Annotated in this window: 11 protein-coding genes; 5 read left to right on the top strand and 6 right to left on the bottom strand. The window is 38.3% G+C overall.

Annotation, left to right across the window (positions count from 1 at the left end; genetic code table 11):
- Nucleotides 1-636: 636 nt before the first annotated feature.
- Together J4051_RS15600 and J4051_RS15605 are read left to right on the top strand one after the other, a co-directional pair.
- Complete coding sequence (locus tag J4051_RS15600; RefSeq protein ID WP_208234812.1) at nt 637-4,308, top strand: fibronectin type III domain-containing protein; 3,672 nt, start codon at nt 637-639, stop codon at nt 4,306-4,308.
- A 289-nt stretch (nt 4,309-4,597) separates the two neighbouring features.
- Complete coding sequence (locus J4051_RS15605; RefSeq protein ID WP_208234813.1) at nt 4,598-8,131, top strand: T9SS type A sorting domain-containing protein; 3,534 nt, start codon at nt 4,598-4,600, stop codon at nt 8,129-8,131.
- Between the two features lie 164 nt (nt 8,132-8,295).
- Here the strand turns inward: J4051_RS15605 and J4051_RS15610 are convergent, their stop codons facing one another.
- The 5 genes from J4051_RS15610 to J4051_RS15630 all read right to left on the bottom strand — a co-directional run bounded on the left by J4051_RS15610 (nt 8,296) and on the right by J4051_RS15630 (nt 15,447).
- The gene (locus J4051_RS15610; protein WP_208234814.1) at nt 8,296-11,535 is read right to left on the bottom strand and encodes a CHAT domain-containing protein; all 3,240 of its coding nucleotides are present in this window, start codon (nt 11,533-11,535) and stop codon (nt 8,296-8,298) included.
- A 3-nt stretch (nt 11,536-11,538) separates the two neighbouring features.
- A complete protein-coding gene (locus J4051_RS15615; RefSeq protein WP_208234815.1) occupies nt 11,539-12,273 on the bottom strand; it encodes a tetratricopeptide repeat protein in 735 nt (244 codons plus the stop codon).
- A gap of 5 nt (nt 12,274-12,278) precedes the next feature.
- On the bottom strand, nt 12,279-12,869 hold the full coding sequence (locus J4051_RS15620) for an RNA polymerase sigma factor (protein ID WP_208234816.1): 591 nt from the start codon (nt 12,867-12,869) through the stop codon (nt 12,279-12,281).
- A 140-nt stretch (nt 12,870-13,009) separates the two neighbouring features.
- Nucleotides 13,010-14,107: a hypothetical protein gene (locus J4051_RS15625; protein ID WP_208234817.1), complete on the bottom strand. Its 1,098-nt coding sequence runs from the start codon at nt 14,105-14,107 to the stop codon at nt 13,010-13,012.
- A gap of 377 nt (nt 14,108-14,484) precedes the next feature.
- Nucleotides 14,485-15,447 (bottom strand): NAD-dependent epimerase/dehydratase family protein, encoded by a 963-nt coding sequence (locus tag J4051_RS15630; RefSeq protein ID WP_208234818.1) that lies wholly within the window; start codon nt 15,445-15,447, stop codon nt 14,485-14,487.
- Nucleotides 15,448-15,779: 332 nt separating this feature from the next.
- On the opposite strand from J4051_RS15630, the gene J4051_RS15635 reads away from it, so the two are divergent.
- The 3 genes from J4051_RS15635 to J4051_RS15645 all read left to right on the top strand — a co-directional run bounded on the left by J4051_RS15635 (nt 15,780) and on the right by J4051_RS15645 (nt 17,919).
- Nucleotides 15,780-16,088: a hypothetical protein gene (locus tag J4051_RS15635; protein ID WP_208234819.1), complete on the top strand. Its 309-nt coding sequence runs from the start codon at nt 15,780-15,782 to the stop codon at nt 16,086-16,088.
- Nucleotides 16,089-16,152: 64 nt separating this feature from the next.
- The gene (locus J4051_RS15640; protein ID WP_208234820.1) at nt 16,153-16,455 is read left to right on the top strand and encodes a hypothetical protein; all 303 of its coding nucleotides are present in this window, start codon (nt 16,153-16,155) and stop codon (nt 16,453-16,455) included.
- Between the two features lie 117 nt (nt 16,456-16,572).
- A complete protein-coding gene (locus J4051_RS15645) occupies nt 16,573-17,919 on the top strand; it encodes a sigma-54-dependent transcriptional regulator (RefSeq protein ID WP_208234821.1) in 1,347 nt (448 codons plus the stop codon).
- Here J4051_RS15645 and J4051_RS15650 read toward each other — a convergent pair.
- Nucleotides 17,897-20,335, bottom strand: a complete 2,439-nt coding sequence (locus J4051_RS15650) for an ATP-binding response regulator (RefSeq protein ID WP_208234822.1) — start codon at nt 20,333-20,335, stop codon at nt 17,897-17,899. The two genes, J4051_RS15645 and J4051_RS15650, sit on opposite strands and share 23 nt — an antisense overlap.
- Between the last annotated feature and the right edge of the window lie 144 nt (nt 20,336-20,479).

Raw genomic sequence — 20,479 nt, forward strand, 5'->3', positions numbered from 1 at the left:
AGTGAAACCCATTTTCCAAAAGCCGAAGGCGCGTTGGAAAATGTTGGTTGAACTAATCCCGCTTTTGTGCGGGATCTAAACCCATTTTCCAAAAGCCGAAAGCGCATTGGAAAATGTTGGTTGTCCCGATAGCTCTATCGGGATAATCCCTCCCGCAAGAATCCCATCTTATCCTACCTGTTTGTTGTTATCTGAGCATGACCTTTTAACAACTTGCTGCATCCAAATTAATTTAGGAATGGTCAAACTTAATAATAACGTGCAATTTTTTATCTCAAATTAGACCTATCGTCCCACGGATAAAAGTGGTTTAAATTTTTTTAGAAAAAAGCTGCTCACATTTTAAAATTGCTCCGATGTAGTTATTTAGGCTAATAATTGCGATTTATCATGAGTCAAATTTTACTAATTCTCTCACTGTTCTGTGCTATTTGTGTGACAGTCAATGCGCATGCTAACATCAGGACAGGTGATGGTGCCTACACCAACAGCAATACCATAGTCAATTAGAGTTTGAACGCTGTACAAACGGCAAGTTGTAATGTGACCCAAATTTACTGTTGATCCTCGGTATTTGTAATGTGAGCAAAATCTAATTTATAATCTTCAAAAAATGATACCATGAAAAACTCGACAATGAAAAATTTAACCAGAAATGGCCTCCCTTGGCATGGGGTTGTTTTGAAAGTACTGTTGGTCACCGTTTTGGTTTTTACCTTCGCCTTTACCACGGCGAATGCACAAATAGCAGGTGAAGTTTGTGAAAACCCAATAGTAATCTCCAGCTTGCCTTTTACACACAGTGGAAACACTGGAGATTATGGAGACCACTATGGCTCATCAGATAAACCGCCTCGTGCCGACGGTGCGATTGGTGATCCTTCTTCAAGTTTTTTAAGAGGAGATGATGTGGTTTATGCATTCACGCCTTCCGAAGATAACACTATTGATATTTCCGTGACTAAACAGAGGGAAAATACTGGTGTATTCATATTCACTGGTTGCCCCTTTGAGAGCACTGTTGGTGGCGATTCGAGCCAAAATATTGAAAATTTAAATGTGTACCAGCTTCCTGTGACATCAGGCGTCACCTATTATATTGTAATTTCTACTGACCGTTATCCACAAAAGACGCCTTATACCTTAAATATAACCTCTTGTAAAAGACCAACTAATTTAGTGGTGGATAACGTCATGCCTACCAGTGCAGAGCTCAGCTGGGCTTCAGATGCTGATCTGGGTGATATATATCTTGTGAGGTCCTATAAACCAGCGCCAACTGTAAGCAGTATACCAACTCACTCAGACGCAAGCGCTCCATTAACTGTAGATAATTTAACTCCCGGAATAGAATATCATGCTTACTTACGTGCTAATTGTGGTGAGCAAGACGGGGTGAGTGAATGGTCAGATCCAATAAGGTTTTCCACGACATGCGACCCTGTTTCTATACCCTATACAGAAAACTTTGATGTCTTTGGAACAGGAGCTTATTGGTTTCCTCAATGTTGGGAGAGACCGGTAGTAAATAACAGTACTGCCATTAACATGTTCCCATCAATTAGTGGACATTATCAAACTTCAAGCTTTCCGAATACTTTACGATTTTATTCTCAGACTGGCACACCTACCTACGTCGTATCGCCATCATTTGCAGAAGATATCTCCAATTTGCGTGTCAAATTCACCTTGAAACGAGAGGAAGTACGTTCGGGAACTATAGATGTTGGCGTGATGAGTGATGCCAACGATATCAGTACTTTTGAACTTGTAGCAACCATTGATCCTGATAATAACGATTTTACTGAGTACTACTTTGATCTAAATCAAGTGTCGCTTTCAGGTTCAGGAAACTATATCGCATTACGGCATAATTCGAATTCTGCTTATTATGATTATCACTTAGATGATTTTGAAGTCAATCTAATTCCCCCTTGTCCTGAACCAACCAATGCAACTATTGCCAACATCACAACGAACAGCGCCGTCTTCAGTTGGGAAACGGATACCGATCACAGCGACGTATATTTTGCTGAAGCTGGCGGCGCTGCTCCGAATGAAAACACTACCCCTACTGCAAGCAATGTGAATTCTCCCCTAACATTAGATCAACTGACATCCAATACATCGTATGACGCCTATGTGAGGGTAAATTGTGGCGCAGAAGACGGGGTTAGCGCATGGACTGGTCCGGTGAAATTTATTACAAGATGTACAGCTACCGACACTCCTTTCCTTCAAAACTTTGAAAGTGTTACAGTGCCAAACATCCCTAACTGTGGATCTTTGGAAGCAAACAATGGTGACGGATGGGTTACTTATTCACTTAACACTTTTGGTTTCAAGGGTAATGTTTTGAGGCATAAAAACACCAATGTTGGTGATGGTCCTGTTGATTCATGGTATTTTACCCAAGGCATTAATTTAGAAGCTGGAGTAGACTATTTGATTTCTTATGTATATGCTAACAATAGCTATGAACGTATAGAAAAATTAAAAGTAGCTTATGGGACCGCCGCAAATTCTTCAGCAATGACTGAAGAATTGGCAGATCATGAGTTTAGCATAAAAGATGCGCATAAAAATGAAATTGTATTTAGCGTAGATAACGATGGCGTTTATTATTTTGGATTTCAGTCGCATTCTGATGAAGATAAGTTTTGGATATACTTGGACGATATTTTTATTGATGTGGTTCGAACCTGTCCGGTCCCTTCTGAAGTAGTGGTTGATAATATAGAAACCCGTCAAGCGCAAGTAAGTTGGACTTCCACAGGTCAAGATCAATGGGAAGTGCTATATGGGGAATCTGGGTTTAACCATTTGGAAGATGGAACATCCGTTACTGTTCAAGGAAGTTCAAATACTACCCTTGTAAATTTAATTTCAGAGACCTCCTATGATGTGTACCTAAGAACTGTCTGTGCTGTTGAGGATGAAAGTTATTGGGTCGGTCCCCAAACTTTTAAAACCCAAATCAGCTGTCCTCGTCCAACGAATATACAGATAGATGACGTCAGCCACGACAGCGCTAAAATATCTTGGGAAGCGGGAAGCAATGAAAACGAATGGATTGTCTATTATGGGGGTGTTATTCGTTATGATCCTGAAAATGAAAGACTAATTAGTTTTGATCCTGAAAAAGGAGAAGGAGAATCGGTCACTGTGCAAGGCAACCCCGAAGTCATCTTGACAGGTCTCAACCCTGCAGAAGAATATCAGGTATATGTGGTGGCTGTATGTGCTGAAGATGATCGGAGTTCGATTCCGTCTTCTGCTATGGCCAGATTTATTACGGAGTTAGAAGGTGGTTATTGCATGGTGTATCCCGAAAATGTCCATCCGATTACGAATGTTGAATTTGCCACTATTAAAAATCTTCAACTTGGCGGTAGTTCGGGGCCTGGTTTTCAAGATTTTACCAGCATGGTAGCAGAAGTCAATGCTGGGGATACCTATACCATTAATATCGAAGGCAATACGATAGAATATAGAAACTCCTTTACTGTGTTTATCGATTGGAATCAAGATGGTGAGTTCAATAATGATGATGAACGTTATGAGGTAGGCACTATTTACAGATCTAATGGTTTTGACGATAAGGTCATTTCAATGGATATTCAAGTCCCAGAAGAAGCAGTTAATGGAATGACGCGAATGCGGGTGATGTGTAGGGGTGAGGATCAAAACTCTGAATATGTTCCCAATGCCTGTGAATTACCTAGATCTTTGGGACAAGTAGAGGCTTACACCGTTAAGGTCAGTTCAGGTGTGGATCCTGTAGATTGCCCAACCCCAACTAACTTAACCTTGGGAACGGTTACTTTTGATGGAGACGGAGCCCATCTTCCAGTATCTTGGACGCCTGGTGGCAATGAAACCCAATGGGAGCTCTCTTATCTGAACACCAATGATGCCACTGATAGTGGTTCGGCAATGGTCAGCAATACCCCGGAGACGATCCTCGACCTGACAACAGGACAAGGATACAGCATTAAAGTACGTTCAACCTGTGGAAGTACCAATAGTGCCTGGACAGAGGTCGCTGAGATGACTTTGGGAATGGATGATCCTGTGTTTCCAAACTTCACTTACTATCCAAACCCTGTTAAAAATCAGTTGACGCTGCAATCGGGAGTTCTGATTGAAAACGTTGAAGTGTACAACTTACTGGGCCAAAAAGTAATTGAAGTCATGCCTAATACATTGGAAGTGCATTTGGACACTAACCAACTACAATCCGCAGTTTATTTGATGAAGGTTTCTATCGATGGAAGTCAAAAAACCTTCAGAATTGTGAAGAAGTAGCCTATTTCGAAATATTCTGGGTAAAACTTTAAAATATATTTTGAAAGGAAGTTAATACTAATTTATCCCCATCCGCACGATCTGTGTAGATGGGGATAATTGTTGGCCTATACGCATCCACGTAAACCTATATGAGAATGCGATCTTAAAGCTGAACAATCCGATTTTTAGACCATTATAGTTTATAGATCTTTGAAATTTTCAAGAAATCTTCGAATTAGCATTTTTTTATGCTCACATTTTAAAATTGCTCCGATGTAATTATTTAACCATATAAATGCTATTAATCATGAGACAAATTTTACTGATTTTTTCATTGTTTTGTGCCTCTTACATGACAGTGAACGCGCAAACCAACACTTGGACGGGTGCTGGAGCCAACACCAATTGGAACACGGTTGCCAATTGGAGTTTGAATGCCGTGCCAACAACAGCAAATGATGTGGTGATCCCTACAGGATTTACCGTTGACATTAATGTTGTGGCAACCACCAAATCGATTGTGGTACAAGGAAACGCTACCTTGAATATTTCCAACAATTTAAGTTATCTAAATGCATCATCGTTTGAGGCCAATACTACAATTAACTGGAACACTAGCACGATCACGGGAAACGGCAGCGTTTTGAATAACATGGGGTCCATCAACGTCTCCTCAAATAATGTAACCCTCGCCTCTTCCACCATTTTAACTAACAACGGAACTATTAAATTGACTAGTTCAGGAGATATTTATATCTCAACTAACGGTGTTATCAACAATACTGCATCTGGCATTATAGATTTCCAAGGAGATAATTCTGGTTTTGCTGGAAGTGGGGCGGCACCGAGAATTATAAACAATCAAGGACTTATCAGAACATCTTTTTCCGATGCGACGCATAAATCTTCCATTGGGGTTGAGATGGTTAATAATGGTGGCACAATTCAGGTCAATAACGGAACGCTTAATTTTACAAGTGCTGGAATCGAGCTGGAAGGTGGTGTCTACAACGTGGTATCTGGCGCAACGTTAGATTGGGCTGCCACGGTAAGTTTATCTGGTACCTTAACCGGTAATGTTCAAGGAGATTTAATTTGGAGAAGTTTGGTTAACGTATTGAATTCGGCGACTTTTAACTTTTCGGGAAATAAAACAGTAAAATGGGTTAGTGGTCGTTTAACAGGGGGCGGAACGCTCAACAATCAAAGTGAAATTGAAATACAAAATAGTAATGTTACTATAGAAAATGTCACCACCCTAACAAATAATGGACAAATAATCTTAGTTGGGACTGGGGATATATACATTTCCACAAATGCCACACTTAATAATAATACCAACGGAATTATCGATTTTAAAGGGGATGGTTCTGGTTTTTCAGCCAGCGGTGGAATGCCAAGAATTTTAAATAATAAAGGTCTTATCAAAACTTCCTTTAATGATATAAGTGCTAAAGCTATTATTGCAGTAGAATTGAGAAACGATAATGGAACGATTCAAGTGGAGAGTGGAACACTTGATTTGACCAGCTCAGGCACCACATTGACAGATGGTACCTATAATGTGTATTCGGGTGCAACCTTAGAGTGGAGTTCTACGGTCGCCTTGGCTGGCACCTTATCTGGACTTATTAATGGCAACTTTAACTGGAAATCTCAAGTCCTTGTTGATCAGCCAGCTGCCTTTAACTTTACAGGTAATAAAACGGTAAATTGGTTGTCAGGTACGTTGGCAGGAAGTTCCGCACTTACCAATAATAGCATTATCAAGGTGCAGAACAATAATGTCACCATGGCTGTTGGTGTGACATTAAACAATAATGGGCAAATTAATTTGGTAGGCTCTGGAGATGTCTATATGGCAACAGGTGCCAGCTTAAATAACACCGCAACAGGTATTATAGATTTTAGCGGAAATGCTGCCGGGTTTTCGGGTAGTGGTGCCGCGCCACGAATTCTGAACAATCAGGGTACAATAAAAACCAGTTTTGCTGACAGTACTGATAAAGCAGTTATTGGAATTGAATTAAGGAATAATGGGGGCGTCATACAGGTTGAAAATGGTACACTTGATTTGACAAGTTCTGGTATAGAATTGAACGGCGGAGTTTACAATGTCTTTTCAAACGGAGTCTTAGATTGGAGTTCGACTGTAACGCTATCAGGGACATTAACAGGAGTGGTTGATGGCACAATCAATTGGAAAAATACAGTTGCCATTATACCTTCTGGAACAGCGACCTATAATTTTTCAGGGAATAAAACTGTTAATTGGACAAGTGGTTATTTGAGCGGTGGAGAACTGATTAACCAAAGTATCATTGCCATTCAAACTAATAATGTTACTGTCAATTCGGGTGCGGTGTTGACCAACACAGGTGAGGTCAACCTCATGGGATCAGGAGACATTTATATCGCTACCAATAGTGTGGTGAATAATATGACGTCAGGTGTCATTCAATTTATTGGCGACGGTTCAGGTTTTTCCGGAAGTGGTGGAAGCCCAAGGATTTTGAATAATGAAGGATTACTCAAAACAGCCTTTACAAATGATATCGTTTCTGACAAATCTAATATTGGCATTGAAGTGACAAATAAGGGCATCATTGATGCCAATACGGGAACTTTAAGTTTTTCAAGTACCTTGGATAATCAATTGGATGCTATTATAAAAGGAATAGCAACCATAAATCTACCTTCTGCGGCAAACTTTACCAACAACGGTATTTTTGCCCCAGGCGGATCTCCAGGTGTGTTAACTGTTGTTGGAAATTATAAGTCGTCAGCCACTTCTGTATTGGATGTAGAGTTAAATGGTTTGGTCCAAGGCACAGAATATGACCTTTTGGCCATTACCGGAACCAATGTGGTGTTTGATGGTGATGTTAATGTAACCATGGGCTTTGATGCCGCCGTCGGAAATTCATTTACCATTGCAACAGTTTCTGGAACTATTGCCACAAAAAGCTTGACCACACCTTTAACTGCCGATTATAACGGTTTTAGATATACCTTTAATGTCACCTATCCGAATGATAAAGCAGTAAGATTAACTATTTCATCACGAGTGGATATCCAGCCACCAACAGTAGTTACACAGGATGTCACTTTGCAATTGAATGCCTCTGGAACTGCGACGCTTATCGCTTCTCAAGTAAATAACGGCTCAAGTGACAATGGAACGTCCAATGCCAACTTAGTTTACACCTTGAGTAAGACCAGTTTCAATTGTAGTAATCTGGGCAGTAATACGGTAACTTTGACCGTAACGGATGAAGCAGGAAACTCAGCCAGTGCTCCCGCCACCATAACCGTAGAGGACGTCACCGCGCCAATCGTTACCTGCCCGGCAGATCAGACCGTTGATGTGAATGCCGTTGAGTATACACTTCCTGATTATTTTGGAACAGGCGACTTGACGGTTTCAGATAATTGTAGTTTTACAGTGGTCCAATCGCCAGTGGCAGGAACCAAATTGACCCATGGTATCCACAATATTACTTTTGCTGTTACAGATGCAGCAGGTAATGTTGCCACCTGTAATTTTGATCTGACGGTCAATGATCTTTCATTGGGCATTGATGATTATGAATTAAGTGACAGCGATGTGCTGTTATTTCCTAATCCAGTTCATCATATATTAACCATTAAAAATGTTGGACATTTAGAACTATTGAGCGCTGACATAGTTGATATTACTGGTAAGACCATGAACATTATCAACCTCCAACAAATGGGACTGTCCAAAGAGATTTCCTTGGAAAATTTCGCCAGTGGGATGTATTTCGTGAAAATAAAAGGAAAGACCGGTGTTTTGACCAAACGCATTGTCAAAGAATAATATTGAATTAGATTTTGTTTTTTAGGTTTTTGAGAAAGGCCATCAATTTCGGTTGGTGGCTTTTTTATGCTGACAATTTTTGAATTTTGCGATGATAGCGTAATAAGCCAAATGCTATTAATTCAGGGGATTGTTTTTTTGGTTTATTGTAAATTATGGAGTCATTAGAAATAATGGCTCTTTTTTTTAGTCTTCCGATGTCTACTTAAAAAGACAATGATAATGACGATACACAAGCCGCCCAATACCCAGTAGATGAGATTTGATGAGGATTGTAGCTGAATGGGACTCGTATCTCCAATAAGAACCAATCCCGCCCAATATTGAGGATGTGCCGTACGTCCGTCGGCAGTAGAAATATAATCCAGTTTCGCTTGTTGTAAAGCTTTGTCCTTAGTCCAGCCTTTTTTGAGATAATCATAAAAATATTCAATAATCTTGGCACTCGATTGTTCATCTATTTTCCAAAGACTGGTCAATATGCTTTCGCTGCCTGCATAATTGAAGGCGTGTGCCAAGGAGATCATGCCTTCTCCAGCTTGATAACTTGGTTTTCCGGTTTCGCAAGCGGTTAAAATGGCGAGGTTTGACGATAAGTTTGTATTGTAAATTTCGTAGGTGTACAGGTAATTAGTACCCGTGGAGGTGGAGTCCATCGATTTTGCAAAAACCAATCGCGATAGTTCTGGCGAGATATTATTCGATTCGGCATGCGTGCCAATATGGATGATTTTGTGCTCTTTGGCGCTGTGCATGAATAATGTTTTGGTGGATCTTTCATTTAAGAACGACGTCCCTTTAAATAGTCTTGTGGACGTATGGGCCAAGTCCTTTGTAAACGGTTGTGGCAAGAGTGTCAGATAGGTTTTGTCCAACTCAAGGGAGTCTTTGATGGCAATCTGGTAATCGCGTTTCATTTGGTCGTTGAACTCTGGTACAAAGGCGACAAAATTGTTGTGATATTCTTTGGTTTCACTGGGTTTATTGGTCAATAATGAGCTGTAATTGTAGGATATGATGTATTTTGATAACAGACTATTGGTGGCCATTTCAGAATAATTATCAATCTTGAAAGGGGTTAGCATTTCAAAACTTAAATTGAACAATTGCCTATCAGGAATAATGATGACGTGTTTTGTCTTAACCAGATCTTCCAAAGGTTTCCATAATTGGTTATAAAGCGAAACAGAATAGGAGCTCGTTTCATGATCGTTAAATGAATAGGTATTCAATTTAAGAATGTTATCGTCTAAATTTTCGGTAATTAATTTTACGAGGTTCTTTTCAGTTTTTGTAATGATGAAGGCGTATAGCGTGTCATCAATAAATAAATAACGAATTAGTGTAGTGTGGTCTGGAATTCTGCTCTGCAAATTGTCAATAGGCTGTTCAATAGTTGCGTAGCGCATTTTAAAATATTTTGGATGATCGACCTTTAAACTATCCAAAAAATACTTCCAATTATTTTCAGCAGTCAAAAACGTTTCGATGTCCTCTGAATTGTTTAAGGAGTTGCTGAGGTTGGTTTTTAAGGTTTTTTCCCTTTCAGTAATTTGTTGCGGCACATTGGTGAAGGTGAGATTGCTCTTTAAATTCAAACGAGAGCGAATGCGATTGTACAGCGCAGATTCATGTAAACTAACAATGTCGTTAAGGTACTTTTGGTTGTTTGTGGCTTTATATAATGCGAGATTAATTTGTTTGGCAAAATCAAAAGCATCCTGATTGGCTTCTATCAGTCTATTGACATCGGAAACTGACGATAATAGCGCTCTTCGTTCTTCTAAAGTGTGTATGGCGCTTTTAACATCCACCAGAATGGATTTCAAGAATACGCTGTCTTTAGTTTTTGATAATTTGTATTTGGACCTTGCATTAAGGACTAATATTTCTGCCTTATTTTCTTCAAAATGTGATTTGTCGTAGTTATTTTGGGGCGTGTTATTATACTTTTCATACAAGGCGATACTTTTATTGCTCCATGCTAAACTCTGCTCATAATCCTCGGTCAACATTGATGTTTTGGCGAGGGCAACCATAACGGCATTGGTTAAATTGTTTTGCTCTCCCTTGCTCTTTAAGAAGTAATCATACGCGTTTTTTAAAATTGAAATGGCCTCTTCTTTTTCATTGAGTGACGCCAGCACGAGCGATAGATTTAAAACAGTATAGAGGTGATCTCTACTATACTCGTTTGGATGTGCTTTTTGATGCAGGCGGTGACTTAATTCTAAATACTTTTTGGCTTCTTCATAGTTTTTCAATTCTTGGTGAATCCGTCCTTTAATATAATACATATTGGCTTTTAGCAGAAAATTCTCTCCAGGTATTTTATCGGCTATAAGCTCTGCTTCCTTCAATAGTTCTAATGAAGATTCCAATTCTTTTAACGGTATTTTTATTTCAGCAAGAACAGTTATCGCGGAGAAGTTCTCTAAACTGTTAGGCAATAAATGGTCTTTTGCATGCTTGTAAGCCAAAACACTAATTTTTTTAGCATTTTCATAATCGCCAAGGTCGAAATAGAGACTTGACAGATTACGATAAGCTAAAGAGAGATTCCGGTGTACTCTGAAAGTTAGAGGATGATTATTTGTGCTAGTTAAGAACCGCTTATATAGTGTGATGCTTTCTTGTATTAATTGCATGGCTTCGGCGTATTTGCTCTGGCTTTGCTTTAGTAGCACCATATTGGACATTATGGTTGCAGGAAAATATAACCTATTTTCAGGGTTGTCCGCCATCTCAATAGTTCTTTTTAGACCAATTTCGTAGTAATAAGAGGCGCTATCTGGCTTTGAAGTAAAGTACATTAAAGCACCAAGATAGTTGTAAACCCGTGCTGATATCTTAAATTTTTGGGAAGGATTTTTTTCAAGAATTTTTAAGGCATCCCTCGTATGTTGTTCAAAAAAATTAATATTTCCAGATCGTAAAGCATATTCACTTAAATAATAATCTGAATTCAAAAGAGATTCATCATCCTTTAAAGCTAAGGCTATTGATTTTGATTTTTTGGCATGCTCATACGCTTCCAACGGGTTTCCTTGCTCATTGAAGAGTTTGGAAAGATCTATTTTTAACTGATGTTTTGTTTTTAATTTTGCCGTGTTATTTTCTATAAAACTTGCCAGCTCTAAGCTATGTTTCAATGGATTATCCTTGTGGTCGATGGCGAGTTCAATTTTACCGAGTAAGTACACAAGAGCTGATAAAGAATGATAGTCTTTTTGAGCCTTAAATTTTTCAATTTGCTTAGTGATCTCAGATTTGGCTTTTTGAAGAGAATCAGATGCAATAAGTGTTTCAATATACTGCGATTCATTTTTTTTTGAATCTTGGGCATGGGAAAAACTACATAATACAAAACAAATTAAAAGAAATATTTGCTTTAGATGTTTCATAGTCTAGTCCATTTTTCTAAGCAATTCAAGGCTGTTTGCTGTATTGCTTAACTTAAAATGTTTTTTGGCATCTTCTGTATTGTCTTTTTTCAGATACGCCATTCCTAAATAATAATTGGCATCCTTAACAAATACGCTTTTTGGGTTCTGTACTGTCTTATGTAGATAGGTGATAGCTTGATCTGCGTTTTTATCTGCTAAATTGGCAACGCCCAAAAAGTAAGACAGCGTATCATTTTGAGGAGCTTTTTTCTCTAACTGCTCCCATTTTTGTATGGCTGTCTTGTAATCTCCTCGCTTGTAATTGACCATGGCATCATAAAATGCAAAATTATCTGAAGAGCTCATTGCAGTTGGCAAACCAGGATCTGGTTTAAAGTGTTTACTGTAGAGCTTGTCGTTAGATGAGCCACTGAACATCCAAAACATGCCAAGCGCAATAATGATTCCGGCTGCTATGGCGAGTTTGGTAAAACTTAAAAAACGAACATTTGTAGTACTCTTCTCAACAGGGCGAATTTCTGGAATTTCTTTATGAAACTCTTCCAATCGTTCTTTTAACGCTTGGGTTTCTATTCCCAAAAGCGTCAATCTAATATCTTCAATTAATGTTTTGAAATCAGCATCGCTGCGAAGCTGCTCTTCAAATGCTAATCGTTCTTCTTGCCCCATTGATCCGTTATCGTAACGTTCAAGGTTTTCAAGTAATTCGGGGGTTATGTTGCTATAATCTTTCAATTTTTTTATTTTTTCGAGGCAAGTGCCAATTGACGAAGTTTCTCCATACATCTGTATTTTTTCGTCCTGGCTGTGTTTTCCTCAATTTTCAATTTATTTGCTATATCACGTAATGATGCTTTGTCATAATAAAAAGCAGTCAATAATTCTTTACACGGACTACCAAGGTTTTTAAAAGCCTCCATGGTTTGTTTTAATCTTTTTTCGAAAAACTCTTGTTCTTCATCTTTTTCATGATCATTTTGGTCGATGCTTTTATCTAAAACATTAAGTTCATGTTGAATCATTTTTGTTTTTTTAAAACTTGGCGATCGTAAGATATCCATCCATTTATTTTTAGCTATCCGATACAAATACCCTTGTAGGGCGGTTTCGTTTTCAGGAATGAATTGATCGTTTTTTACGTTTTTCCAAACGGCAATAAATGCTTCTTGATAGACATCTTTTGCGTGTTCTTTTGATCCATTGTTTTTTAGGACTAAAGCTTCAATCTTATAATAATTGTTGATGTAAAGTTGCTTTAGAACTACTGAATCGTTGTCTTTGATAGCATCGAGAAGTTGAAGTTGTGAATCGATATTGTAAACGTGTCCCATAAATTATAGCAAAACACGATGAATATACAATTAATTCAAATTACATCAAATATCGAAACTATCAAATGAACTATTTACACGATTAACGACTTTTTCATACTGTATCTTTCATGTTTTTTTATAAAATTTCTAATTTATTTTTAATTGTTTGTAGTCAGATCCCATTGTTGGTTGTCATAAAGCGGATCTCTATTGGGGTCATAAAACTGGTCACTGCTAGCGATGTACTTGCCGTCACTATTCATCCAATAGTTATCTGCTCCTGCATTAACCTTAAAAGTTTTTCCGTTAAGGCTCACATTCTGTTCTTCCCTGATCATATCAATAAAATTGCTATGGCTGGAATTTGAAGCGTACGCCGGTGCCGTGTAAGTGCCTCTAAGATTGTCCATATAGCGTGCATGATCAGCATCCCTGGCATTATTGAGATCTCTCATAGTACGCTGATGGATAATATTCTTTTGCTGCTGTCTGTAATTGTTGACCTGTATCTGGTATCTTTCCCAATTGGGATTGTTAACTATATTGAAATCGGCATTCATTGCAATTTTCAAGTCAGATTCATAAATGGAAGTAGGTGCAAAAAAGAAGTTCAATTGATAATTCCATACAACCATGACTTCTCCTCCGGTCAGCGCAGGGTCATAGTGCAATATCATCTGTTTAAAGAAAACTATTGCCTTAACATTGTTGTTATTGATCCATTCAGTAGGGTATACTCTAAATTCTATATTTTTTAGCCCAGTCTTGGCCACATATTTTTCAACATGTGCATTCAATTCAGGAAATTCCCGGTGGGATAGGAATTTGAACCCTTCGCGATTCATCAGCGGTACGAGCTCCTGTTCAACAAAAGCCATTGGAGAAATCAAAGGCCGTTCATTTTTTAGTCCGTTGTTTCTCATCATTTGTGCATAATACGGATTTTGAAATCCTACATATTGGTAAATTGGCGTGTTAAAGGCTTTCATGCCATTTTTATTTTGCTTGAGATGCAAAAATGTGGGAAAATCGCTGTCGAGACTGTAGTCTGGTCGGCTCAGGATTTCCCAGTTTGATGGATACTCCTGATGAAATACAACCAATCCCGTTTTGCCGTCAACAAAATAGTGTTTCTGTGTTGAAGGTTGAAACAGTCCCAAGTCTGATTTAGAGGAACTACGCCCTTCTTGAGATTGAGAATCCAGACAAGAGGAGCATATCAGTAGAGTGAAAATAAATGGAATTAGTGCTTTCATGATGCTTCTTTTCAACATCATCGCAGTTTAATATAAATGTCATCACTTTTTTTGAAAAAAGTTTTGGTGTAAGGAGTTTAGGGTATAGAATTTAGAGTTCAGAGTTCGGAGTTCAGAGATCAGAGTTTGTGGTGCTTTTAGAATTAATTTGGATTGATATTCCCAATTCTCAAATTCTCTAATCAGCGATCACCGATCAACAATCAACAATCTTCAATAGAGGTTTAGAAGTTTAGCGTTTATGAGTTTAGAATTATGGTGCTTATATGACAAGTCTGAACGATTATTCCCAATTTGCCAATCAAAACCATCAATCAACAATCGTCAATCGTCAAAAATTCCCCTAATCTCTAATCCCAATGTCTCCTCCCTCACGCTTAATTCTCAGAAGTAGCATACTTTTCACCCAACTGCGTCAACATTTCATCACTCATTTTTTTGAGATCAAATTTGTGATTCCAATTCCAATCGGTTCTGGCAACGCTGTCATCAATTGATTTTGGCCAAGTATCGGCAATCTGTTGTCTAAAATCTGGATTGTAGGTAATGATAAAATCTTTAACATGATTTTGGATTTCGGTCGCAATATCTTTAGGCGTAAAACTCATGGCCGCCAGATTATATGAAGATCTTATGGTCAATTGATTGGCCGGAGCATTCATAATTTGAATGGTAGCATCAATGGCGTCATCCATAAACATCATGGGTAGTTCTGTGTCCTCAGACAAGAAACTTGAATAATGCCCATCGGTGATGGCTCTGTGATAAATTTCTACGGCATAATCGGTCGTGCCACCTCCAGGTTGAGTTTTCCAACTGATAATTCCAGGATAACGTAAACTGCGCACGTCAACACCGTACTTGTCAAAATAATACTCGCACCAACGTTCGCCAACTTGTTTGGTAATGCCATAAACCGTTGTAGGGGCCATAACTGTATGTTGAGGTGTGTCATATTTAGGTGTGGTTGGGCCAAATACAGCGATGCTTGAAGGCCAAAATATTTTCTCGATAAATTTGGCTTTTGCAAGGTTTAAGACATGAAATAAGGAGTTCATATTCAAATCCCAAGCTTTCATTGGATATTTTTCTCCAGTGGCACTCAACATGGCAGCCATTAAATAAATGGTATCTATCCTATATTTTTCTACACAATGTAAGATGGAGCCATAATCTTGGGCATCAACAATCTCAAAAAGACCTGAATTGACCACGTCAAGATTGTTATAGCCGATATCAGATGCAATGACATTTTCATCGCCATGAATACTCCGTAACTTGAAGGTTAACTCGGAGCCAATTTGACCACAGGCTCCAATAATGAGAATTTTTTGAGACATTGTTGTTTAATTTTATGCAAAAATACAAAGTTTTTTTAGGAAGAATGGGATGTTTTCAGGAATGAATTTCCCTTTTGTTATTTCATGAAAAAATCAAAAATGTGCTATTAAATTGATAATTGTATAGAATTTACACGAAGTGTGGACTTCAAAAGGAAGATTTACACAGTTTATATAGTTTTTAAAAATCGACAGGTTGTTTTTATTTACTGATAATCAATTAATTATCGTTACGAATGGTTATAATCGCCTCAATGGCATGTTTATTTCTTATTAGAATAGTAGCACAACAGAATAACAAATAAACATTTAAACTTTAAAAATTAAATATTATGAAAAAGGTAGTTTTAACAGTAGCCATTGTATTAGGAGGATTATCAACTTATGCAACTTCTGCATTTCCTATGAACCAAACAGAGAAATTCGAACTAGTAGCACAGGAAGAATATAAAGAGATCAAAGCTGAAGCGCTTCCACAAGCTGTGAAAGATGCCTTGGCAAAGGATTTTCCGACCGCCGCTCTCGATAAAGCATACGTAAGTGAGAAACAAGAATTGGAATACAAATTAGACCTTACTATTGAAGGTGAGATATTAACGGTATATGCTGACAAGGACGGCAACTGGATTGAAAAAGAGTAAGTTTTCATTTTAGTCACACGCACATTAACAAAAACAAATAATAAAACAATAAAAATAAAATATTATGAAAAAGGTAATTTTAACAGTAGCAATCGTTTTAGGAGGATTATCAACTTATGCAACTTCTGCATTTCCGATGAATCAAACAGAGAAATTCGAACTAGTAGCACAGGAAGAATTTAAAGAAATCGAAGCTGAAACACTTCCACAAGCAGTGAAAGATGCATTGGCAAAAGATTTTCAGACCGCCACTCTAGATAAAGCTTATGTAAATGATAAGCAAGAATACAAATTGGAAATTACTATTGATGGAGCGGCATCAACAGTATATGCTGACAAGGATGGAAACTGGATTGAAAAAGAATAAAGTTTCATCACTTATATAAGCAGAAAAAGGACGTTTTTAAGAAAGCGTCCTTTTTTTATGTTTTTTTTAAAGGGTTTACTGAGTTTAACTTGATATTTTTGTAAAAACGAATAAACTATGAGTGCCATTCTTTTGGTTGAAGATGATGTGAGTTTTTCTGAGATGTTACGACGTTTTTTGGAGCGGCACCATCATTCGGTGACCTTGTCATATACGCTTGAAGATGCTAAAATTCAGGTCAAGAAATCCACTTTTGATTTGGTGTTTGCCGATCTTAGGCTTCCAGATGGTGATGGGATTGCGCTATTGAACCATATCAAGACAAAAGATGCGACTGTTCCGGTAGTGTTGATGACGGGTTATGCCGAAGTGTCCACGGCCGTGAAGGCGATGAAGGAAGGTGCCTTTGATTATATCTCCAAGCCTTTTAACCCTGAAGAGGTTTTGCAAGTGGTCAAAAATGCACTTAAGGAAAAACAGGATATAAAAAAACCGAAAGAAGAGACAGCTTCGGTTCCAAAGCCCCAGTCTGCGGTAGCACCAGGATTTGTATCCGGTATAAGTGCTGCTTCTAAAGTATTGTATGACCATATCAATCTTGTGGCGCCTACAAGTATGTCGGTTTTGATTTCTGGCGAAAGTGGTACGGGCAAGGAGGTTGTGGCAAAAGCCATTCACTTAAAAAGCTCAAGAAAAAATAGACCATTTATTGCGGTCGATTGTGGCGCTATTCCAAAGGAAATCGCTTCCAGCGAATTTTTTGGGCATAAGAAAGGCTCTTTTACAGGGGCGATTAATGATAAAATTGGCCATTTTGAAGCCGCTAACCACGGGACACTTTTTTTGGATGAAGTCGGGAATCTATCTTACGAAAATCAAATACAATTGCTGCGGGCCCTTCAGGAAAGGCGGGTCAAGCCTATTGGGAGCAATGACGAAATTGAAGTAGATATCCGATTGTTGACAGCAACTAACGAAGATTTGTTGAAAGCCGTGGAGCAGGGTGATTTTAGAGAAGATCTTTATCACAGGCTGAATGAGTTTTTTATAAAAGTCCCCAATTTACAGGAACGTAGAGATGATTTGATCCTCTACGCCGATTTCTTTCTGGAGAACGCCAATCAGCAATTGAACAAATCCATCATCGGATTTTCTTCTGAGGTATTGAAAATATTCCAGAATTATACTTGGCCAGGCAATTTACGAGAACTTTCCAATGTCATCAAACGTGCGACATTGCTAACTTCTGGAGAGGTGATACAAAAAGAGGTGCTGCCTCCTGAGTTGTCCGCTGCACCCCCCAAAGAAGCTGAGCCACATTCTTTTTCTGCCAAGTCAAACGAAAAAGAGTTGATTGTAAAAGTCCTTCAAGAGGCAAATAACAATAAAACGAAAGCGGCAAAACTCCTCAATTTTTCAAGAAAAACGCTTTATAACAAACTTAAGGAGTATAATTTGGAGTAATGTATGCCTGCATGTCTTCATAAAAAGCCTTGAGCTCGAGCTCTAAAGCTTCCAAAAGCTCGCTATCCACAACTGTTGCATGTTCTAAAACTTCTAAATGTGGTACTACGGATTTGGCATTTAATTGCTTAAACATGGTCAGCATTCGATGGCTCAGATCGTTAATGGTTTTGATATCGTTTTGTTTTTGAGCCGACTTTAACTCGGCGATATGTTTTTTGGTGTCCTTTAGAAATATCTCCAACAGCGATTTTAACGCCTCCTCGTCATAATTTAAGAATCCAGCGATGGAATGCGTGTCAAAATACTCCGAACGGTAGGACGCCTTTTTAATGTCTTCTTCTGGTTTGGTGATACTTTCAGGAAACAATTCACTTAAAATATCAAACCAAATATGGGCCTCAAAAGGTTTGTAAACTACTTTAGAAAACCCACTTTCTATATAGTCCTCAGTATTGATGTCCATTCTCCCAGTCATCGCAATAATAGGCTGCTGCTCATAAAACGGTAATTGTTTGACGGTTTCCATAAAATGGAAGCCATTCATTTTTGGCAATTGAATGTCCGTTATGATCAGATCATAAGAGAGATCTTCCAATGCTGAAAGAGCAGCCTTGGCATCTTCAAAAGTATAGGTAGTTACTTGGTGCTGTTCCAAAATATCAGCGATGAGTTGGCGCAGTGACGCATCATCATCTACAACAACAGCCTTTAATTTGAAATTGGTGTTTTCAGGAATGGCGGGTTTTACCTCTACATCTTGATAAGAGAGTTTAACGGGAAAAGTAACTGTAAAAGTGCTTCCTTCTCCTGGAACGCTGTTCAAGGTCAATGAACCTTTTAACAGATTCATGAGTTTTTTTGAAATGGCCAATCCCAATCCAAAACCCGAATGTTTGGTGTTGCTGGGTTGGTTGACTTGGGTAAAGGCGTTAAAAATATCCTTTTGTTTCTCTTTACCAATGCCAATTCCAGTATCAGTAATGGTAATGGAGACCTTATAATTGTTGTAAGAGGAATGTAGTTTGGTAGTGATGCTAATGCTGCCTTCTTCGGTAAACTTGTATGCATTCCCGATCAGGTTATAAAGCACCTGTTTAATTCTAAAAGGATCGGAGACAATGGTGATATCAAGCGCTGGATCATGCTTGACGAGGAGAGCAATAGGCTTGTCGGCATAAATAGTCTTGATATTTGTACTGGTTTCGTCCAACACCGTTTTAAGATTAAACGGGATGCTTTCTATGGTGATATGACCATCTTCTAATTTAGAAAATTCCAAAAGGTCATCTACCAACTGACTCATATAGGTGGAGGCGTTTTTAATATGGTCTAAATAATTGTCTTCTTTTGCGTTTTGGGCTGTTTTTTGAAGCAATTCACTATAGCCCGAAATGGTACTTAAAGGCGATCTTAAATCATGACTCACCATATTGATCAGTTGTTCCCTACTTTTTAAAAGCGAATTGGTATAGGTGTTGGATTTTTCAAGTTCCTCCCGATAGCGTTGACTTTTCCAAAAATCGTTCAAAATAACAATGGAAAAAATGACCACTAAGATAAAACTGATGATGGCAGCCATATAGATAATGCTGGTACCGCGATCCAATGCATGTTGTCGTTGGGCAATGATGCTTTGGGACGACGCCACCATTTCTCGCTCTAAAGTGCGCAATAAATTCCGTAACTGTCGGGAGGTGTTCAAATCATTTTCAACCAATTCACGCTCCTTAAGCATTAACGATTGCTTTTGAGAAGCAACTTCCTGTTGAATTTTTCTCAACATGTTCCTTGAGGTGGTCACGATGGAATCAATTTGCTTTTGATCAACCTTACTCACGGAATCCTTTGCTTTAGATTCATTTGAAAATTGAATAAAACCTTCCAGAACTTCTTTTATTTTCGGATTGACTTCCGTCGGATTTTCCACATAATCCTCTATGGTCAATTTCCCTAAAATGGGATCAATGGACTTTAGTTTATTAATGGTCTGTTCAATTGATTTTTCAGAGGTATTGTTGTCTTTAAGGCGTCTCAGTTCGTTGAGGTCATGCTGTTTCTTATCAAAAATCACCCTCACACTGTCCAGCAGTGCCTTTTGATAATCGTCATTCACCAAAACACGTAAGGTGTCTATGGTGTTGATGAGACTGTCGTTCTGCGAAATATAGGCATTGAATTTTTCTGCAGTATTGAGTTGAAGTGCTGCTCTCGCCAAACTTTCATTCTCGTAGATGTCGGTGACCAAGCCACTTATCTTTATGAGTTTATGACGCTCCTTTAAATCGTCAGTTTGGGTTGCGGTGAAATTTCCCAATTCTGTAAAAACCAGCCATCCAGAAATTGCAGCTAAAATCCCAAGAGCGATATATCCAAAAAGCACTTTAAAAGTGATTTTCCTATTAGATGATCTCATATATTTATTTGAAAAGGTAAGGCAAGATAAAAAATGTCCGTCAATGCTGATGCCATTAAAACTATTTTATACCAAAAATTAAATATTCAAGTTTGTCCAATTAATTAAAATGTCCATAAAAGGAGATACGTTTAGTTTAATTAC

The sequence above is a fragment of the Gelidibacter pelagius genome (assembly GCF_017581925.1).
In the GTDB taxonomy this organism is placed as follows: domain Bacteria; phylum Bacteroidota; class Bacteroidia; order Flavobacteriales; family Flavobacteriaceae; genus Gelidibacter; species Gelidibacter pelagius.